The organism is Clostridium sp. FS41 (assembly GCF_000954015.1).
Taxonomy (GTDB): domain Bacteria; phylum Bacillota; class Clostridia; order Lachnospirales; family Lachnospiraceae; genus Enterocloster; species Enterocloster citroniae.
Genome location: NZ_JYHN01000066.1, coordinates 50,127 through 69,925, shown reverse-complemented (window position 1 = coordinate 69,925; position 19,799 = coordinate 50,127). Strand labels below are relative to the sequence as shown.

Below are 19,799 nucleotides of genomic sequence, written 5' to 3'. Positions count from 1 at the left end.
AGTGTTCATAAGGAGGAAAATAAAATGAGTAAGGTTGCTGTATTTGGCAGTTTTGTAGTTGATCTGATGGCCAGGAGTCCCCATCTTCCGGTACCGGGGGAGACGGTAAAAGGTTCCATGTTCAAGATGGGACCGGGAGGAAAGGGATTTAACCAGTGTGTGGCCGCCCACAAGGCGGGGGCGGAAGTGGTCATGATAACCAAGGTGGGAAGGGACAGCTTTGCCAATGTTGCGCTGGATACCATGACGGATCTGGGGATGGATAAAGAACATATCTTTGTCTCAGATGACAGGGAGACGGGAATTGCTCTGATCCTGGTGGATGAGAATACCAGCCAGAATGAGATCATCATAGTACCGGGAGCATGCAACACCATAACAGACGAAGAGATCAAAAGCATTGAGAATGTTATAAAGGAATCCGAATACGTGCTTCTACAGCTGGAAGTAAACCAGGACGCCAATGAGATGGTGGTGGATATGGCCAACCGGTATGGGTGCAAGGTGATCGTGAACACGGCTCCCTACTCGCCGGTGACAGATGATTTCCTGTCCAAGGCATATATGGTCACCCCCAATGAGGTGGAGGCGGAGGAGCTGACAGGCATCCCGGTATCGGATCTCCAGTCTGCCAAAAAGGCGGCAGCGTATTTTTATGACAAGGGTGTGCAAAAGGTGCTCATAACCCTTGGCTCAAGGGGAGTATTTGTTTCTTCGGACGGCAGGGAGGAGATCGTGCCCGCGTTTAAGGTGGATGCGGTTGACACCACAGGGGCCGGGGATGCCTTTAACGGAGGCCTGCTGGCAGCGCTGGCCGAGGGAAAGGATATCTGGGAGGCGGTGCGCTTTGCCAATGGTTTGGCGGCACTGTCCGTGCAGAAGCTGGGGACCACCCCATCCATGCCTTCCCGGGAAGAGATAGATGCATTTTTACAGAGTACACAATAGCAGAAGGAGGAAATGTGTTATGTTGAAAGGAATACCTACAAGAATTGGATCGGATCTGTTAAAAGCATTGGCTGATATGGGGCATGGGGATCTGATCATCATTGCGGACGACTTCTATCCACCCATCACCAAAACGCCGGGAGGCGTCAGCATCCAGGCCAAGGGCAACACCGCCGCTGAGATGATCGAGGATATTCTCAAGCTGATGCCTTTGGATGTGGATTACTGTGAGCATCCGGTGGAGTATATGGTGCCGGATCAGGACGCCGGTGTTTCCATGGACCGGCCCAAGGTGTGGGATGATGCCGTGGAAGCAGTGGTGAGGAACGGATATGCGCCCAAGATCGTGGGAGAGATCGAGCGCACTAAGTTCTATGAAAAAGCCGGGAAGGCTTATGTGACTGTGTGTACCAGCGAGCGTCAGCCTTACGGATGCTTTATTTTACAAAAGGGAGTTTTATAGGTGCTTTGACAATGCCGGGCCGGAATGATCCGGCCGGTCAGGGCAAAGTATCCATGCGCCAAGCGTCTGCAGGGAAGAGGCCTGGCGCCGGGTGCAACCGGGGGACTATTGTTTATAAGAGAAGGAGGATCTAAGTTATGAAGAAAGGTTTAGCAAAGAAATTGACAGCGGCCCTGTTGGCGGGAACCATGGTATGTTCCCTTGCTGCCTGCGCAAAAAAGGAAGCGGCGCCCACCACGGCAGTACCGGCAGCGGCGAAAGCAGAGGAAGCCAAGCCGGAGGGTACGCAGGCTCCTGAGACGGCGGAAGGAAAGACGTACAGTATTGTTTATCTGACTCCCTCCACTGCATCCCAGTTCTGGACCTATGTTGGGATCGGCATTGAGAATGCCATGAAGGATATGGAGGAAAAGGAAGGGGTAAAGATCGACTTCTCCACCGTAGGACCGGCAGAGGAGAGCCAGACAGAGGATTATGTAACAGCATTTGAACAGTGTATTGCAAAGAAACCAGATGCCATTGTCACGGCTACATTGGCAATTGATGCAACTGTTCCAAAGGCAAAGGAAGCAACCCAGAACGGCATAGTCCTGAACTTTGTAAACTGCGGACTGGGCGTTGGGGATGATGGGGCTCATGAAGAAGACTACAACCAGTTCTATTATTGCTCCAACGATACCATTGGCGAGATGGCGGCCCAGGCATTTTTGGAGACCATGGATGCAAAAAGCATGGATAAGACAAAAGGGACCATCGGTATCAACATGAATGTTGAGAACGAAGCGCTGAACCACAGGATCCAGAGTTTCCGTGACTATATGGCCGCCAATGCGCCCGACCTGACCCTGACTGATACATATTATAACGGCAATGTGGTAGAGACATCCCAGGCCAATGCGGAGAACATTATCTCCACCTTTGGATCTGACCTGATCGGTATGTATTCCGGCAACAACATCACAGGTGACGGCGTGTGTCTGGCAGTACAGGCAGCCGGCATCGGAGACAGGATCGTTTCCGTGGCAGTTGACTCTGATGACACGGAGATCAATGCCCTTAAGAACGGCTCCCTGGATGCCATCATTGTACAGGATGCTTATGCACAGGGCTATAAGTGTATGGAAAATGCCATTCAGACGTTAATTAATGGATCAAATCCTGAGTCCGTCAAGCAGGTGAATTGTCCTCCTGTTATCATTACCAGCAGCAATATGAATGATAAGGAAATGCAGGATCTCCTCGATCCCACACGTCTCAAAAAGTAATTGATAAACGTTCGTTACTGGTAAAAGGAGGCCGTTGTCCAACTGCCTCCTTTTTATAAAAGGGGATAAGTCGATGCAGGAAACGATTTTAAAGATTGAACACATCAGTAAGTTCTACCCCGGCGTTACGGCATTAAATGATGTCAGCTTTGAGATTAAAAAAGGCGAGGTCCGTGCACTGGTAGGTGAGAACGGAGCCGGGAAATCCACCCTGATCAAATGTATCATGGGAGTTGAAAAGCCGGACAAAGGCCGCATTTCCATGAATTATAACGGTCAGTGGGTGGTGAATACAAGCGCGCTGGAGGCACAAAGCCATGGCGTATACGCCAATTACCAGCATGTCAATATTGCTCCTGACCTGAGCATTGCGGAAAATTATTATCTTGGAAGGCAGCCGAAGACAAAGCTGGGAGCAGTTGACTGGAAACAGATGGCGGAAAACAGCAAAAAGATCATTGACAAGTTTGAAATGAATGTGGATCCAAAGGATAAGATCAGGAACCTTCCCATCGCCATGCAGGCCATGGTGACCATCAGTAAGATCTCGGTAAACAATGATATCCGGGTGGTGATCTTTGATGAGCCCACCGCCTTACTGGAGAATGAAAAGGTGGAAGTCCTGTTCCGCTTTATCAAAGAATTAAAGGAAAATGGTGTCAGCATCATTTATATTTCCCATCGTCTGGAAGAGATCATGGATATCTGTGACAGCGTGACCGTGCTGAAGGACGGCACGTATGTGGATACAAAACCGGTCGGCGAGGTGACCAAGGATTCATTGATCACCATGATGGTAGGCCGCGAAATGTCTGATATATACAATATAAAGCGCCAGGAACCGGGGGAGGAAGTCCTGCGGGTAGAAAATTTCAGCGACAGTTCTCATTTTGAACATATTAATTTCACTGTACATAAAGGGGAGATCCTGGGATTTGTGGGCCTGGTGGGAGCCGGGCGCAGCGAGATCATGCGGGCCCTGTGCGGCGTGGAGCGGCGCCTGACAGGAGATGTATATGTCAAAGGAAAGAAAGTCAATATCAAGAACCCCAGCGATGCCATGCATCATGGGATCTGCTTCCTCACAGAGGACAGGCGCACGGACGGGCTGGCGCTCCAGCTGTCCATAAAGACCAATATCAATATGAACTCTTATGATATGATCAGCAAAAAGGGAATCATTTCCCTGAAAAAGGAAAGTGAAAGGGCGGAGGACTATTCCAAACGTGTGAATGTAAAAACACCTAATATTTTGCAGCTGGTAGGCAATCTGTCCGGCGGAAACCAGCAAAAGGTGGTTATTGCAAAGCTGTTGTGCCGTGACCCTGACCTTCTTATCTTTGACGAACCCACTGTGGGTGTGGATGTGGGAGCAAAGGAAGAGATCTATAAGCTGATGGAAAAACTGACGGAGCAGGGCCGGAGCATCATTCTCATATCTTCTTATCTGCCTGAGGTCATGGGCCTGGCGGACCGTTTGATCGTAATGGCTCAGGGAAAGATTACAGGAGAGTTTGATAAAGAAGAATTAAAGACCTTGAGGGAAGAAGATGTCCTGCGCAGGGCGTCCATTGAAGGCTAGACATAGGAGGGGTTTTATGGATAAGGCAAAGGTTGGAAAGGGCAGTTCACTTACCAGCGTATTCCAGCAGACGGAATTCACGCTGGGAGTCATTATAGTGGCTTTATTTGTGATAACGTCCGTGTGTACAGATAATTTCTTTAGTGTTTACAACATTACAAACCTGATGAAGCAGTGTGCCATCATTGGCGTTCTGGCAGTGGCCCAGACCATGATCATCACCACAGGAGGCATTGATATCAGCGGCGGCGCCATCACCGGCCTTTCCTGTATGGTATTGGCATTGCTTCAGCGCGATACGGGGATGAACTTCTATCTGACGCTGATCATAGCGGTCATGTTTTCCATCGGAGCCGGACTGGCAAACGGTATTATTGTCTATGACTTTAAAGTGCCTCCCATGATCGCTACCCTGGGCATGTCCACCATTATCAGGGGTATTGTAAAGATCATAAGCAAAGCGCTGACAGTCAGCGGGCTGGACGAGAGAATCCTGAACATGGGCAATAACAGCTTTTTTGGCTTGCTGCCCGCATTGGCCATTATATGGGCGGTAGTGGCTTTGGTTGTATTCCTGATCCTGCGATACACGGTATTTGGACGAAACCTGTATGTGATCGGAAGCGGCGTTGAGGTTGCCAAGTTAAGCGGTATAAAGGTCAGGAAAATGTTTTACTCCGTGTATGCATTTGCAGGACTGCTCTATGGAATCGCAGGCATCATGCTGGCAGCGCGTGTGCAGAGCGCGCTTCCCACCGGAGGCGAAGGCTATGATATGAACGCCATTGCGGCAGCTGTAATCGGCGGCGCGTCACTGTCAGGCGGCCGGGGTGCTGTCAGCGGTACGCTGCTGGGCACTATCCTTATGGTATTGATCAATAACGCAGGCGTACAGTTTGGATTAAATACGCATGTGCTGGAAATCACCAGCGGTGTGCTGATCGTGTTTGCTGTTACAATGGATATGGTAAAGAACAGGAAAAAAGCTTAGAGGGCAGGAGACTTTCCGGGAGAACTTCCGGGAGACTGCACAGGACGGCTGTATAAGAAGGCTGCAGACCTAGTTTGCAGCCTCCTTCTTTTATACGTTTTTCAGACACAAGGCAGTCATACGAATTTTGAAAAGGACAGATTGCACCCGTCAGCCTTCTGGCTGAAAATATTCACGGCCCGGGACATCACATGATAGTATTCCTGGTCCTTTGTTTCCACGTTCAGATAGTCCAGTTCCTTGGTGAACTGGGCTTGTTTTAGGTCGGGGATGTGGCACAGTTCCTGGAGAATCTCCGTTGCCTGCTCCGGCTTGAGCTCTTTGGATAAATGATAGCTTCGTCCCATTTTATTTTCATCATCCTTTCATGAAAAAATTGAGGTTTTCTGTTTCATTTCCTTATATATAAATGATAAACAGGAATTGGGATGATTAAACAGCATGGGATGAAATATTTTCCATATTTTATGCGGTCCCTGTACCGGCAGGGACCATTCACTGCCGGGTCAGCTTATAAAGCTCCTTTAAATATCGCTGTGCAAATCCGCTGAGATGGAGTTTGGGGTTGGATATCCACCCTATTTCCATGGATTCCTCTGTCTCCGGGGGAACGGCGATGATGGAGTCCCCGTTTAAGTTGCGGTTCAGGATGCCGCTGCAGATGGTGTAGCCGTTGAGCCCGATCAAAAGGTTAAAAAGCGTGGCACACATCCTATATTGCCAATAAGATATATGAGGCCGTATTCCGTCTCATGGCATCCTGAATCCTGGCTTTAGGGCTGCTGGTCCAGCTGGGAAAGGGGCTTCTGGCTGAAACGCACCGTAAGGGCATAGACATGCTCATATCCCTTTGAATCATACTGTTCAGGCGTAAAATAGTGATCCACATCATAGGATAAGACAGTGCTCTGTGAGGTTATGATCTGAACTGCAAGGGGGATCTCCTCCTCATAGTCCACCTGGGTCAGTCCGTTCAGAAAGGATGTGGCGGCGCTCATGCCATCGGACTTCTCGGCGGGAACTGAGCTGTGAGCCGTGGCTCCGCTGCCGCCCTTGCTCTGGAACGCGGTCCTAAGTCCCTCTGACAGATCCTGAAAATCAAAGGCCAGACGCCCGGTGTCATCGGAGAATTGATGGCCTCCCCCTCCGGACATCAGCCGCCACTGGCCCTGGTCCAGCTCATATGTGTTAAACTGGATGGTCTGCACCGTATCGTCCAGCTTAAAATCGTATATGGCGGGAGAGTCCCCGGCGCCCAGTAATTTTGCCATATTCAGCTCCTGCGTGGTCAGGGCTGCCTTTTCTATGTACATATCAGGCTTTTTGCCGGAAGGGCTGCAGGCCCAAAGGGATAAGGATAGGACGAAAAGGCCAATGGCTGTCTTTATTTTTTTCACTTAATTGCTCCTCCTGAATAAAAAATGGTTCATTGGTAAAAGTAGTAGTATACTCAGGATTTTATCACAGGGACTGAAGGAATTCCACCATAATTGGAAGTCTTAAGAATGGTTTGGAAAATGTAAGAAACACAATATTATCAATAAACGGATATTATAAAAATCAAGGAGTATTGCATAATTGTAAATATCTGTATGGGCGAATAAAATTTTACACATAATTTACATAGACTTTACATTCGGGGCGGGAATCTATATTGACGATATATGAAATATCCCGTATAATGAGTATGTGTAAAAGAAATGTTAAGATGAAGTAAATAATAGGAAAAGAGGCTACAGATTATCATGGAGTTCGCCCGATTTGAAGGATGCCGCAAGCATGTAAAAAAACTGGCATAACCTGCGATCTTGTACGTAAGATGGCGGGCTATGCCATATTTTTGCGCATTTTTAGGGAATAAGGACAGATAATATCCAAAAAATGATAATATAGGGAAACCTTGAATCCCTTAAGACAAAAGGAGAAAACACATGGGAGTAGAATTGGTTTTAAGCCTGCTTGGCGGCCTTGCGCTGTTTATGTATGGTATGCAGATGATGAGTACCAATCTGGAAGCAGTGGCAGGAAACCGGATGAAGCAGATTTTGGAACGGCTTACAGCCAACCGTTTTTTGGGAGTGCTGGTAGGCGCGGGAATCACGGCCCTGATCCAGTCATCCTCAGCCACCACGGTCATGACAGTGGGTTTTGTTAACTCTGGGCTTATGACCCTGAAACAGGCTGTATGGATCATCATGGGCGCCAATGTGGGAACCACCATCACCGGACAGCTGATCGCCCTGGACATAGGCGCCCTGGCCCCCCTGATCGCCTTTGTGGGCGTTATGCTTTTGATCTTTGTAAAGAATAAGAAGGTACAGCATGTGGGCGGGATCGTGGCCGGTATCGGTGTGCTGTTCATCGGAATGGGAATGATGAGCGATGCAATGGTTCCTCTGCGTGATTCCCAGACCTTTATCCATATGGTGACTAAATTCTCCAACCCGCTTCTGGGGATCCTTGTGGGCGCTGTATTCACAGCCATCATACAGTCCTCATCCGCATCCGTTGGTATCCTCCAGGCATTGGCCATGGGCGGCGTGATCAACCTGCACAGTGCCGTGTTCGTGCTCTTTGGCCAGAACATCGGTACCTGTATCACGGCGCTGCTGGCTTCAGTGGGAACAAGCAGGAATGCGAAGCGGACCACCCTGATCCACCTGATGTTTAATGTGATCGGAACCGCACTCTTTGTGACGCTCTGTATCCTCACTCCGTTTACAGACTTTGTGGCAGGCCTGACCCCGGATAATCCTGTGGCCCAGATCGCCAATGTCCATACCATATTCAATATAAGCACCACCCTGATCCTTCTTCCCTTCGGCTCTATGCTTGAGAAGATCGCCATCGCCCTTCTTCCTGACAAACAGGTACCGGTAAAGGATGCGGACAGGTGGTTTGAGGACCTTATGGCATCCAAGCACCATCTGGGTGTTTCCACCATTGCCATCAGCCAGATCCATGATGAGATCACCCAGATGCTGGATACAGCTGCGGTGAATGTGTCGGAGAGTTTTATGGCAGTGGCCAACGGGCCTGGAAATGATGGGATCCATCCCATTGAGGAAAGGGAAGAGGAGATCGACCTGAGCAATGTGAGGATCTCCAAAAAGATATCCAAGATACTTGTTTTGGACCAGACGCCCAAGGATGTGGACACCCTGAACCGTATGTATACGATCCTGGGCAATATTGAGCGTATCGGGGACCATGCCATGAACCTGGCGGAATATGCCGAGACCATTGAGCAGAAAGGGTTATCATTTTCCGGATATGCCCAGAAGGAGTTTAAGACCATGGAAGAAACCTGCAGGGAGGGAATGGGCATCCTGCGCAGGGCAGCGGACGGTGACCCCGAGTTCAGGCTTTCCATGGCGGAGGAGATCGAGCAGAGGATTGATGATATCACCCTGAAGTTCCGCCAGAATCAGATTGACCGGATGCGTGAAGGAAACTGCAATGTGGAATCCTCCATTCTGTATTCCGAGATGCTTACCGATTATGAGAGGATCGGTGACCATATGCTCAACATTGCCCAGGCATATGCCGCTATTGAGCGTCCCGGTGACGGGGGACAGACGGCTGCGGCCGCAATTGCATCATAGGACGGGAGGTACAGGTTCTGAACAGAGCGGCATAGGGCCGGGAACCTGAAAAAACGGTTGACCGGGAAGGCCGGGCGGTGTAAGATAGTACCATAAAACAAACGTAACAAAAAGAAAAAGGTGATGAAGGTCCGGCATATCAGATGACACAGAATCAGTGGCATGGGTGTGACTGGAAAAGAGCGGATAAAATCAATTGGATCGGATCAAAGGCAGCTGTTCTGACAGTTCTGTTTTTGTACCCGGTATTTGATTTTACTCTGCTCACACTTTCATTGACCTGGAAAGAAAACCGCGGAGTAAAATCTGCGGTTTTATTATTTCCAGGTCAATAAACGTGTACCGTTTAAAAATGATTGCAAGGAGGATGGATGATGTACAAACACATGATACAGTTTTTAGACAGGCCGGACCTTTACCAAAAGACAGAGGCGGCATTCTGGGATGATGAGCACATTTCCGGGGAGATGCTAAAAGCCCATCTTGCTCCGGATTTTGAAGGGGCAAGCAGGAAGCTGGAATTTATCCAACGGTCGGCATCGTGGATCGGGGAAATAATGCCCCCTGCAAAGTATCCCCGTATTCTCGATGTGGGCTGCGGTCCTGGGCTGTACACGGAACGGTTTTCCAAAATGGGATATGGGACAACTGGTATGGATCTTTCCAGGCGGTCCGTTCAATACGCCAGGGATTCAGCGGCAAGTCAGGGATTGGATATCACCTATTATTGCCAGAACTATCTGGCCATGGAACTGGAGGAAACCTTTGATGCGGCTGTGATGATATACTGTGATTACGGGGTGCTGCCGGATCACGAAAGGAGAACTCTTTTAAGAAACCTGTATAACCATCTAAGGCCAGGGGGAAAGGTGCTGCTGGATGTCTTTTCAATGGAAAGCTATAGGCGCTTTGAGGAACTGCAGACATGGGAAACCTGTCCAAAGGGGGGATTCTGGAAAAAGGAGGGATATATAGCGTTGACGGGGAAATACCGCTGTACGGACCATGTGACACTGGAGCAGGTTACTGTGATCGGAGAGCGGGAAACAAAGGCATACTGCCTGTGGAACACATATTTTACAAAGGAAATGTTGGTCAGGGAAGCCGGGGAAGCCGGTTTTGGGGTATGTGGAGTGCTGGGGGATGTGGCGGGAAGCCCTTGCAGGGAGGATGGTCCCACCATTGCCATACTCATAGAAAAACAGGCCGGATGACCGGCCTGTAGTTAAAGGGTACAGCAATATGATCCATTTTTATTTCTGCTTCCTGGTGGCGGTGGGCAGGTTCCAGCAGTATCGGGTGGCCAGCAGACGTATGAGGATGACCACCAGGGCGCCAACGATCATGGACGCATCCCCGGTCAGCCAGTCACTTAGGAACACATAGCACAGGGCGCCGGCAATGGAAGCGCTGGCGTACACGTGTTTGCGCAGGATGTAGGGGGTCTGCCCGGCCATGATATCCCTGAGCACCCCGCCTCCGACCCCGGTGAGCACACCCAGGAACACGGACAGGAAATGATAGTCCTCATATCCCGCCAGTACCGCGGTATCAATGCCCGTTACAGTGAAGGCGGCCAGACCAATGGCATCAAAGATATTCATCATTTTTTCATATGCCGCAATGTAGCGGCTTTCCAGTATCTTTTGGTTCAGGCGTACAACAATGAACAGTACCAGGACCGTAATGAATGCTGTGAGGACATAGACGGGATTCATAAACAGGCTGGGAGGGACATTTCCCAGTATGATATCCCGCATCATTCCGCCGCCCACCGCAGTGGTGACGCCCAGAACCACCACGCCAAGCAGATCCAGCTGCTGCTTAATGGCAACCATGGCGCCTGATGAGGCAAATGCAATGGTGCCGATCACCTCAATGATAAAAAAGATTGAAACATGAAATTCCATAAGATTCTCCGTTCTGCCGCATCAAAGGGATATCGGTATATACCCGGATATGCGGCATTTCTCCTCCGTAATTTAACCCATATGTATGCTATATTAGAAATGGCCGGATGTCAACAGGCATTTGAAGGAAAATCCAGTGAAACGGAAATATATAATAAAAACATCCCGCACCGGGGAAATCGCAGTCCCGGTCCGGGATGGTCTTGATACAGAAATCAGTTTGAACAGGTATTATAAAAGGAAAATATTATGTTCCCTGCATGTTTCCCGCATTTCACCGGGCCAGATGCTGGCCTGGACCTCTCCGATGTGGGCGCGGTCCAGCAAAAGCATGCACAGACGGGACTGTCCGATACCGCCGCCGATGGTGTAGGGAAGTTCCCCGTTTAAAAGCATCTGGTGGTATGGAAGGGTACGGCGGTCCTCGCAGCCGGCCTTTTTAAGCTGTTGCTCCAGGGCTTTTTCATCCACACGGATTCCCATGCTGGAAATCTCCAGCGCGCACTGGAGGTGGTCGAACCAGAACAGGATGTCGCCGTTCAGGCTCCAGTCATCATAGTCAGGCGCGCGGCCGTCATGGGGTTCCCCGCCCTTTAACTTGTCGCCGATCTGCATAAGGAAGACACATCCGTGTTCCCTGGTGATCAGGTTCTCCCGTTCCTTGGGCGTACGGTCCGGATACAGATCCTCCAGTTCCTGGGTAGTGATAAAAAAGATCTCCTTTGGAAGGTGCTTTACGGCTTCCGGATATTTGTACCATACTTCATGCTGCATGTGCTTGATGATCTTAAATATCTCGCGGACTGTTTCCATCAGGGTGTCCAGGGTCCTTTGTTCCTTGGTGATTACCCGCTCCCAGTCCCACTGGTCCACATAGCAGGAGTGGAGATTATCCAGCTCCTCATCCCTTCGGATGGCGTTCATGTTGGTATAAAGGCCTTCGCCCGGCTGAAAGCCGTATTCCTTTAATGCCATACGTTTCCACTTGGCAAGGGAGTGCACTACCTCCAGGGTTTCCCCGGGCAGTCCCAGCATATCAAATGCCACGGGACGCTCCGTACCGTTTAGGTTGTCATTGAGACCGCTGCTGCGTTCCACAAAAAGGGGGGCGGAGATACGCTCCAGGTGCATTTCCCGTCCCATCTCTTTCTGGAATGTATCACGTATGTATTTGATTGCGTCCTGTGTCTCCCGGATACTAAGCCGGGGGTCATAGTGTTCAGGTAAAATGAGTTCCATTTAACAAACCTCCAAATAATCGATTAGCGTATTTTCTTATGGTATCATTAATAGGAAAAAGGCGCAAGAGTAAAAAATAAAAAACATTACTCATATAGATCCATAAGTTTCCTGCGCATTTGCCTGCGCCGTTTTTCGGTTGCACCTGCATCCACGCAGAAGACGCCCTCCTGTTCCAGGATCACATCCCCCTCTTGTGCCCCGGGAGGGAGCTCCTTTAGGGGAATGGGGATCATTTCCCTGGACTCATTTTCACACACAGCCATTTCTTCCTCCAGGCGGTCGATAATGTATTTCATAAAAAACCCCTTTCTCATATATTATGTTTGGTCTAAGATCACTGCGGGTTAAGATCACTATGGATTGCACTGCTTACAGGGAGCGTAGCCCGCCTCTGTCAGTTCATCGCGGGTGGAGGTGACCTCCCGGCGGTTTCCGTCCCGGATCTGGCTCACTGAGGAGCACTCCGGCACATGGAATTTCTTTGTGTTGGTATTGAGTATGTACGTCTGCCCGGTCCCGGTCTGTCCCGTCCCGGTCTGTCCCGTCCCGGTCTGCTCCGTTCCAATCTGTCCCGATATGGTTGTCCAGGTGATCTTGCTTCCATCGCTGTCCGCAATGATGGTTCCCTGCTTATCGGTGCGGAAAATGCGGCATCCGGCCTGTTCCAGCTTTTCCATGGTCTCTTTGTGGGGATGACCGTAGGAGTTGTCCTTGCCGCATTGGATCACCACATAGCTGGGGGATACCTTTTTAAAAAATGCATCGCTGGTGGAGGTGCTGCTGCCATGGTGACCCGCTTTCAGCACATCGGCAGACAGCACCGCGCCGCTGTTTACCATATCCTCCTCGGCATCCTTTTCCGCATCGCCGCACATGAGGAAGCTGTTATCCCCATAGGTCAGGCGGATGCCCACGGACCAGTTGTTCAGGTCATTTCCGTAATCCGCTGCAGGAGCCACAATGGTGAAGGCGGCTGCGCCCAAGGAATAGGAAGTGCCCGGAACCGGCTTGGTGATCTTAAGCCCCTTATTGGAAATGGAATCCAGCAGGTCCTCAAAGGTCCTGGAAGTGTGCTCCACAGGGGGCAGGATGACTTTTTTCACAGTAAATTGGCCGATCACCTTGTCCAGGCCACCGATGTGGTCGGAATGGGGATGGGTTCCGATCACATAGTCCAGCTCAGTGACCCCGGCCTGCTGCAGATACCGGATGACGGTGTCCGCCTGGTTGTTTTCCCCTGCGTCAATGAGCATGAAATGCCCTTCCGACTGGACCAATATGCTGTCCCCCTGCCCCACGTCAATAAAATGGACCCTTAAGTCCTGTCCCTCAGAGCCTGACGCTGCAAGGGCCTGGGATCCGGGCGGGCCGGAGGACTGGGAAAGAGCGGAGGAACACCCTCCCAGGAGAAGGGCTATTGCAGTGAGTAAACATATTATCAGTATTCGGATATGTCTTTTTTGTGCGATCATTTCAGTCTGCCTTTCTGTCAGTTAAATATTCTGTGTGGCCATGGCCTTTTGAAAAGCCTCATCCCATGTGGGATAGGTCCGTTTCAGGGAGACGGGATGCCCCTCCCTGTTAAGGAAGCAGTGGCTGCTCTCACCCGCGGCCCGGAGTTCGCCTGTAGCCTTGTCCCGCATCTCGTATGAGAGGGTCATGCGGATGGCGTTATAAGCTTTCATCCTTACCCGTATGAGGATATGGTCGTCAAAATGCACCATGGTCCTGTACTGGCAGCTGATCTCCAGAACCGGGCTCATGATCCCGGCCTCTTCCATGGAGCGGTATCCGCAGCCCATCTGCTCCATCATATCGATCCGGGCCTCCTCCATCCAACGGATGAAATTGGAATGGTGGACACAGCCCATCTGGTCTGTCTCATAATAGTTTGCGTGGTGCTCGTAGTCTTTAAACATTGGTACCTCCTGTGCGTTCAAATGCTACTGATTAGTATACCCCAGGCCCTGGATTTCGTAAAGTCCCTGAAAATTTGACATTTCCCAGTGAAACAAGCCGTATATTTTTGGATAAGCTGACATATAATGGTAATAAATGGCCGGTGAAAGAAACAAACGGCCTGAAAAATTAAATTCAGTAAAGGAGCGCGCGATTATGGCACGGGGAGTAAGAAAAACACCGATTGAAAAGCTGCAGGGAGAACTGGCGGAGGTGCAGAATTCCATTGCACAGTATGAGAACTGTCTGGAGACAATGAGGGAGCGTGAAAAAGCCCTGGAAGATCAGATCCAGCTGGAGGAGTTTAAGGTGGTCAATGAAATGCTGCGGGAGCGGGATATGACCATGGACGATTTAAAAGAGATGATCGCGGGGGGAACGGAGGAGAGCCTGACTGCTTAAAAGCGTAACTGCTTAAAGCATATTTGTCCGCTGTTTCCCGAAAGCTGTGTATAAATGTGAAAACACAGCATTCCGCACTTGTATACCCCATGATTTCTATGATAAAATAGAGAAAAATTCTCGGTGGAGGTACAGGTGATGGTGGAAGTGACTTTGGGAAGCACGGGCATTACGGTGAACAAGAACGGTTTTGGCGCCCTTCCCATTCAGCGTATATCAGATGAAGATGCTGTCTGTCTGATCAGAAAGGCATATGAAGGGGGCATCAACTTTTTTGATACGGCCCGGTGTTATTCGGACAGCGAGAAAAAGGTGGGGATTGCCCTGGAGGGAATCCGGGACAAGGTGATAGTGGCTACCAAGACCATGTCCACCACAGTGGAGGGATTCTGGGAAGATCTGGAGATCTCTCTGGACAACCTGAAGACAGACCATGTGGATATATACCAGTTCCATAATCCTTCCTTCTGTCCTCGCCCAGGTGACGGCACCGGCCTCTATGAAGCCATGCTGGAGGCCAAGGCACAGGGAAAGGTAAAACATATCGGCATTACAAACCACAGGCTGTCTGTGGCCAATGAAGCCATTGATTCCGGCCTTTATGAGACGCTGCAGTTCCCGTTCTGTTACCTTGCCACTGACAAGGATATAGAGCTGGTGGAAAAGTGCAGGAAAGCAAACATGGGATTTATCGCCATGAAAGCCCTGTCCGGAGGACTGATCAATAATTCCAGGGCTGCTTATGTGTACCTGGCCCGGTTTGATAATGTCCTGCCCATCTGGGGTGTCCAGAGGGAGAACGAACTGGATGAGTTTCTTTCCTATGTACAGGAGCCGCCGGTGATGACACAGGAGCTGGAGGAGCTGATCCGCCATGACAGGGAGCAGCTCCAGGGAGAATTCTGCAGGGGCTGCGGTTACTGCATGCCTTGCCCGGTGGGCATTGAGATCAACAACTGTGCCAGGATGTCCCTGATGATCAGAAGGTCTCCTTCTGAGGCACAGCTGACTCCAAAGATGCAGGAAAAGATGAAGCTGATCGAAAAATGCCTCCACTGCGGCCAGTGCAAAGGCAAATGTCCCTACGGGCTGGATACGCCCACACTCCTTGAAAAGAACCTGAAGGATTATCTGGAGATCCTGGACGGCAAAGAATATTAAAAAAGTTCTTGACTGTTATGATTTGATTTAGTATAATGCATAGCGTTCACTCGGAGGGTGAGCCATTCGTTTGGAAATGGCAAGCTGGATAAGGTGACAGGTTGAAAAGCCTGTTATCCTGTCCGGCTTTTTTTGTGTCATTAAAGTGACAAAAGGAGGAACGCAGTGATGGATTTATTGCAGGGAAACACTAAAACAACATACTTTAAATATCTGGGTGCGGCATTTGGCAGCGCATTGATCAGCGCGGTTTACAGCATTGTGGATATGGCCATGGTGGGGCAGTACCAGGGACCTGAGGGCACGGCGGCCCTTGCAGTGGTGGCTCCTGTGTGGAATATCATATACAGCCTGGGGCTTTTGACCGGCATTGGCGGATCCGTGCTTTTTGGCGCTGCAAAAGGAAAGGGTGAGAGACGCACAGAGGGGGAGTATTTTACGGCTGCCCTGATGATCACCGTGGTTTTGGCAGCTGCCAGCTGGCTTATGGTCCTGTTTTTTGACACTCCCATGCTGCATTTGTTTGGGGCGGAGGAGACGTTGCTGCCCCTGGCCAGGGAGTACCTTTATCCCATTAAGTTTGTGGTGCCCCTGTTTCTGTTTAACCAGATGCTGGCGGCCTTTCTGCGCAATGACGGCAATCCCGGCCTGGCCGCCGCCGCTGTATTGTCAGGGGGTATATTTAATATCATTGGGGATTATTTGTTTGTATTTGTGTTTGGCATGGGGATCATGGGAGCCGGACTTGCCACCGCGGCCGGAGCCGGCATCACCTTTGCCGGGATGATCTCACATTTCTTCACAAAAAAGAACACTATGAGACTGGTGAGGCCCAGCCTGTTTTGGGGAAAATGCCGCAGGATCATAGTGACGGGCTTTTCCACCTTTTTTATTGATGTGGCCATGGGAATCCTGACCATGCTCTTTAATCGTCAGATTATGAAATACCTGGGAGGCAGTGCACTGTCCGTATATGGCGTGATCGTTAATATCAGCACCATTGTCCAGTGCTGTGCGTACAGCGTGGGCCAGGCGTCACAGCCGATCTTTTCCATCTGTTTTGGGGCGGGAAAATGGGACAGGATAAAAGAAACACTGAAATATGCCCTGTATTCAGTGGCATGTTTCAGTGTTGTCTGGACCCTGCTGGTATTTGCGTTTCCCAACGGGTTTATCCGCATTTTCATGGCGCCCACAGATGAGATATACCGCATTGCGCCCTTTATATTGAGGAGTTATGGGATCTCCTTCCTGCTGCTTCCTCTCAATGTTTTTTCCACCTATTATTTTCAGGCGCTTATGAAGCCGGGAGTCTCATTCCTGGTATCGGTTCTGAGAGGGCTGATCCTCAGCGGAATTATGATCTGCCTGCTGCCCATTGCCGCTGGCCCCGATTCACTGTGGTTTGCCATGGTGATCACAGAGGCAGCGGTAGCGGTCCTGGTCATTTCCCTGATCCGCAGATACACAAGGGAACTGCCCGCAGAATAGGCGGAGCCAAAACCGGGACGTCCTTGGAATAAGTCTTCCATAGGAACCGGCTTATCCCCGGTACCGGTTGATACATGCAAAGATTTCCTGGGTTCTGGGCATGCACAGGCTGCAGGCAGCATAGGAGGTGTCGCTGACAGCGGTGATGCCTCCCTTTTTTATTTCCTTTTCCAACAGGGTAACCGTGTCAGCCACGGTATAGCGCTCCAGCAGCTGGTGCTCCACACAGTAGCGCAGCATCTGCGCCAGGGCATTGGTCTGCTCCGGGTCGATCAGCTGCTCCACGAAACGCAGGTCAACAGGGGACTTCCCTACCTGAAGGGAGTCCTTGCCGTAAACCTTGACTTTGATCCGCTCCTCGCGGCCGCCCTGACTGCCGTAACCGCCCCGGGCTCCATCCCGTCCGCCTCTTCCGCGTCCATAAGATCCTCCCTGGCGGTAACCGCCCTTACCATGTTCTTCAGGCTGCGCATTTTGGGACTGACCCGAACGGCCGGAAGCGGACAGGCCGGAATTGGATAGGCCGGATGTGGATGTCCCGGTCTGAAGCTTCCTTCCCCTGGCGGGAAGGGCAAAACCCGGGGCGCGGGTAATTGGCTCAGCGCCGTAAGAGGCGCAGAAAGCCTTGGTCTTGTCCGTAATATCCAATGGCTCGTAACAATCCATCTGTATGATAGTGTCCGCAATGTAAAAGTAAGCGCCGGAACTGCCCGCCACCATGATGGTGGAGATGCCGGCATTCTCATACAGATCCCTGGCCCGTTCAATAAAAGGCGTGATGGGTTCCTTGGAGCGGCTGATGATCTTTTGCATCAGGTCATCCCGCACCATGAAGTTGGTGGCGGATGTGTCCTCATCGATCAGGAATGCCCGGCTTCCCGCTTCTATTCCCTCGATCACCGCAGCTGCCTGGGACGTACTTCCGCTGGCATCCTCAGTGGAGAAGCACTTGGTATTCTTTTTGTTGGGAAGGTCATTGATGAACAGGGAAATGTCGGTGTTCTGTATGCTCCTGCCGTCCTCTGCCCTGAGCTTCATGGCAGTGCTGTCCGTGATCACATATTCCCGTCCATCCCCTGCAACATGGTTGTAGACGCCGGCCTCCAGGGCCTTTAACAGGGTGGACTTGCCGTGGTATCCGCCGCCTACGATCAGGGTGATGCCCCGCCTCAGCCCCATGCCTGTAAGCCTGCCATGGTGAGGCAGGTCCAGCTCTGTCCGAAGGGACTGAGGGGAGGAAAAGGGAACGCTGCCCTTCATGGGCCTGCTGGAAATACCGCTTTCCCTGGGAAGCACGGCCTTGTCCGCCACAAAGGAGACCAGGTCCAGGCGCTCAAGCTCACGGCGTATGAACTGCTGGTCCTCTGCCAGATGGATCACGGACAGCACCTCCTCCGGCTTTCTGTTTTTAAAGTAGAATACATGTTTTACGCAGCGGGGCAGGAAGTCAAAAAGGATCTTGATCAGCTCCCCTGAATTAATGGTCCTGCCGTTGGCAGGGAAACCGGCCTCAAAGCGGGCGGTAATGCCCTTTGGGCCGCATTCGCAGGCCGTGCGGCTCAGTATCTCCGGGCCGGGCCGGCTGGTGGTGATAAGACCGCTTTTGCCGGAACCCTTTGCCTTAAAATTAAACGTTGCAATTTCCTGGTAAAACTGCCTTACCATATAATCTTCCAGGGCAGTCTGCTTCCAAGGCGTGTCAAAATATTCTGCCGGATATCCTGCCTTCTCATGGGGGATCCATACGCTTAATTTAGAAGGGGAAGCAAAGGGATCTCCCTGTACGTGGTCAATGGAAAGTACATAGTCATTAAAATCATAGGAACCCCTGGCATCCTTATAGGCGGGGTAGCTTCTGCGGTCAATGGACTCCAAGAGCCTCTGTAGATCTGTTGATGATTTCATAGTGGATCGTCTCCTCGCATTTAGTCCATTCCATTTTATAGCAGGGTACAGGAAAATGCAACAGGATGTGACGTTGAAGAAAGGGATTGTTTGTGGTATGATGATTTCCATGATACGGCAGGAAACCATAGTGAAATAAAAGGGGATGAATCGAATGGACCAGCAAAAACAGGAAATACTGGATGCACTGGCAGGTGCGGATAAAGTGCTCATCGGAATCGGCAATGAATGGAAGCTGGCCGGAGACGGCCGGGATATAAGGGAACGCAGGCTGGATGACCCGGGGCAGACCCGGCTAAAGGAGGCCTATGGCAGGTTATATGAACTGGTAAAGGATAAGGACTATTATGTGGTCACCACTGTGACGGACGGAGCCGTCTATGACACAGGGTTTGACAGCGGCCGGGTGGTGGCTCCCTGCGGAAATATCCACTGGCGCCAGTGTTCTGCCGCGTGTACCAAGGACATATGGGAGGAGGGGGAAGTCCCCGGGGACGTCTGTCCCCACTGCGGCGCGCCCCTGACAGGGAATACCCTGGAGGCGGGCCGGTATATAGAGGAGGGATATCTTCCCCGCTGGGAAGCCTATAAGAGATGGCAGACAGGCACCCTGAACCGGAAACTGGTGATACTGGAACTGGGAGAGGGGTTTAAGACCCCCACGGTGATCAGGTGGCCCTTTGAGAAAATTGCTTTTTTTAACCAGAAAGCCAGGTTTTTCAGGATCCACGAAAGCCTTCACCAGATTCCCGGGGAAGTGGGGGAGAGGGCCCTTGGGATCGGCTGCAACAGTGTGGATTTTATATTAAAATGGTAACAGTTCAGGACATCCGGTGTAAAATGGGTGTAAAAACCTGTTGCCTTTATTACGTTAC

20 protein-coding genes are annotated in these 19,799 nt (G+C 50.8%); 11 read left to right on the top strand and 9 right to left on the bottom strand.

Annotated features, from left to right (window positions below; translation table 11 throughout):
- Positions 1-24 precede the first annotated feature (24 nt).
- From rbsK to CLFS41_RS19700, 5 genes are all read left to right on the top strand, one after another.
- Positions 25-948: a ribokinase gene (rbsK, locus tag CLFS41_RS19720; protein WP_007860679.1), complete on the top strand. Its 924-nt coding sequence runs from the start codon at positions 25-27 to the stop codon at positions 946-948.
- A 19-nt stretch (positions 949-967) separates the two neighbouring features.
- A complete protein-coding gene (locus CLFS41_RS19715) occupies positions 968-1,411 on the top strand; it encodes an RbsD/FucU domain-containing protein (protein WP_007860678.1) in 444 nt (147 codons plus the stop codon).
- Between the two features lie 137 nt (positions 1,412-1,548).
- Positions 1,549-2,676 carry a substrate-binding domain-containing protein gene (locus CLFS41_RS19710; RefSeq protein ID WP_045093240.1) on the top strand — a complete coding sequence of 376 codons (1,128 nt, stop codon included), beginning with the start codon at positions 1,549-1,551 and terminating at the stop codon, positions 2,674-2,676.
- 73 nt (positions 2,677-2,749) lie between these two features.
- Positions 2,750-4,258 (top strand): sugar ABC transporter ATP-binding protein, encoded by a 1,509-nt coding sequence (locus tag CLFS41_RS19705; RefSeq protein WP_040415151.1) that lies wholly within the window; start codon positions 2,750-2,752, stop codon positions 4,256-4,258.
- 16 nt (positions 4,259-4,274) lie between these two features.
- Positions 4,275-5,249 carry an ABC transporter permease gene (locus tag CLFS41_RS19700; RefSeq protein ID WP_007860673.1) on the top strand — a complete coding sequence of 325 codons (975 nt, stop codon included), beginning with the start codon at positions 4,275-4,277 and terminating at the stop codon, positions 5,247-5,249.
- 116 nt (positions 5,250-5,365) lie between these two features.
- Here CLFS41_RS19700 and CLFS41_RS19695 read toward each other — a convergent pair whose 3' ends face one another.
- The 3 genes from CLFS41_RS19695 to CLFS41_RS19685 all read right to left on the bottom strand — a co-directional run bounded on the left by CLFS41_RS19695 (position 5,366) and on the right by CLFS41_RS19685 (position 6,646).
- Positions 5,366-5,596 (bottom strand): hypothetical protein, encoded by a 231-nt coding sequence (locus tag CLFS41_RS19695; protein ID WP_007860669.1) that lies wholly within the window; start codon positions 5,594-5,596, stop codon positions 5,366-5,368.
- 148 nt (positions 5,597-5,744) lie between these two features.
- Entirely contained in the window at positions 5,745-5,960 is a 216-nt protein-coding gene (locus CLFS41_RS19690) for a hypothetical protein (RefSeq protein WP_040415149.1), read from the bottom strand.
- A gap of 62 nt (positions 5,961-6,022) precedes the next feature.
- Positions 6,023-6,646, bottom strand: a complete 624-nt coding sequence (locus tag CLFS41_RS19685; protein ID WP_007860668.1) for a hypothetical protein — start codon at positions 6,644-6,646, stop codon at positions 6,023-6,025.
- A gap of 534 nt (positions 6,647-7,180) precedes the next feature.
- Here CLFS41_RS19685 and CLFS41_RS19680 point away from each other — a divergent pair.
- Complete coding sequence (locus tag CLFS41_RS19680; protein WP_007860666.1) at positions 7,181-8,854, top strand: Na/Pi cotransporter family protein; 1,674 nt, start codon at positions 7,181-7,183, stop codon at positions 8,852-8,854.
- A gap of 371 nt (positions 8,855-9,225) precedes the next feature.
- Positions 9,226-10,068, top strand: coding sequence for a class I SAM-dependent methyltransferase (locus CLFS41_RS19675; RefSeq protein ID WP_347468675.1), 843 nt, complete (start codon positions 9,226-9,228; stop codon positions 10,066-10,068).
- A 39-nt stretch (positions 10,069-10,107) separates the two neighbouring features.
- On the opposite strand, the gene CLFS41_RS19670 is transcribed toward CLFS41_RS19675, so the two are convergent.
- The 5 genes from CLFS41_RS19670 to CLFS41_RS19650 form a co-directional block, all read right to left on the bottom strand.
- Positions 10,108-10,764 carry a trimeric intracellular cation channel family protein gene (locus CLFS41_RS19670; protein WP_007860657.1) on the bottom strand — a complete coding sequence of 219 codons (657 nt, stop codon included), beginning with the start codon at positions 10,762-10,764 and terminating at the stop codon, positions 10,108-10,110.
- A gap of 231 nt (positions 10,765-10,995) precedes the next feature.
- The gene (gene asnA, locus CLFS41_RS19665; protein WP_045093238.1) at positions 10,996-12,003 is read right to left on the bottom strand and encodes an aspartate--ammonia ligase; all 1,008 of its coding nucleotides are present in this window, start codon (positions 12,001-12,003) and stop codon (positions 10,996-10,998) included.
- An 86-nt stretch (positions 12,004-12,089) separates the two neighbouring features.
- The gene (locus CLFS41_RS19660) at positions 12,090-12,302 is read right to left on the bottom strand and encodes a DUF3006 domain-containing protein (RefSeq protein ID WP_007860655.1); all 213 of its coding nucleotides are present in this window, start codon (positions 12,300-12,302) and stop codon (positions 12,090-12,092) included.
- 57 nt (positions 12,303-12,359) lie between these two features.
- Positions 12,360-13,478, bottom strand: coding sequence for a ComEC/Rec2 family competence protein (locus CLFS41_RS19655; RefSeq protein ID WP_347468674.1), 1,119 nt, complete (start codon positions 13,476-13,478; stop codon positions 12,360-12,362).
- Between the two features lie 21 nt (positions 13,479-13,499).
- Entirely contained in the window at positions 13,500-13,925 is a 426-nt protein-coding gene (locus CLFS41_RS19650; protein ID WP_007860653.1) for a thioesterase family protein, read from the bottom strand.
- Positions 13,926-14,121: 196 nt separating this feature from the next.
- Between CLFS41_RS19650 and CLFS41_RS19645 the strand changes: the two genes are divergently transcribed.
- From CLFS41_RS19645 to CLFS41_RS19635, 3 genes are all read left to right on the top strand, one after another.
- Positions 14,122-14,367, top strand: a complete 246-nt coding sequence (locus CLFS41_RS19645) for a hypothetical protein (protein WP_007860651.1) — start codon at positions 14,122-14,124, stop codon at positions 14,365-14,367.
- Between the two features lie 138 nt (positions 14,368-14,505).
- A complete protein-coding gene (locus CLFS41_RS19640; protein WP_007860649.1) occupies positions 14,506-15,528 on the top strand; it encodes an aldo/keto reductase in 1,023 nt (340 codons plus the stop codon).
- A 168-nt stretch (positions 15,529-15,696) separates the two neighbouring features.
- On the top strand, positions 15,697-17,019 hold the full coding sequence (locus tag CLFS41_RS19635; protein ID WP_045093237.1) for an MATE family efflux transporter: 1,323 nt from the start codon (positions 15,697-15,699) through the stop codon (positions 17,017-17,019).
- Positions 17,020-17,070: 51 nt separating this feature from the next.
- Here the strand turns inward: CLFS41_RS19635 and CLFS41_RS19630 are convergent, their stop codons facing one another.
- Positions 17,071-18,924, bottom strand: coding sequence for an ABC-ATPase domain-containing protein (locus CLFS41_RS19630; protein ID WP_045093236.1), 1,854 nt, complete (start codon positions 18,922-18,924; stop codon positions 17,071-17,073).
- Between the two features lie 154 nt (positions 18,925-19,078).
- Here CLFS41_RS19630 and CLFS41_RS19625 point away from each other — a divergent pair, with 154 nt between their 5' ends.
- Positions 19,079-19,741 (top strand): hypothetical protein, encoded by a 663-nt coding sequence (locus tag CLFS41_RS19625; RefSeq protein WP_045093235.1) that lies wholly within the window; start codon positions 19,079-19,081, stop codon positions 19,739-19,741.
- The last annotated feature ends 58 nt before the right edge of the window (positions 19,742-19,799 follow it).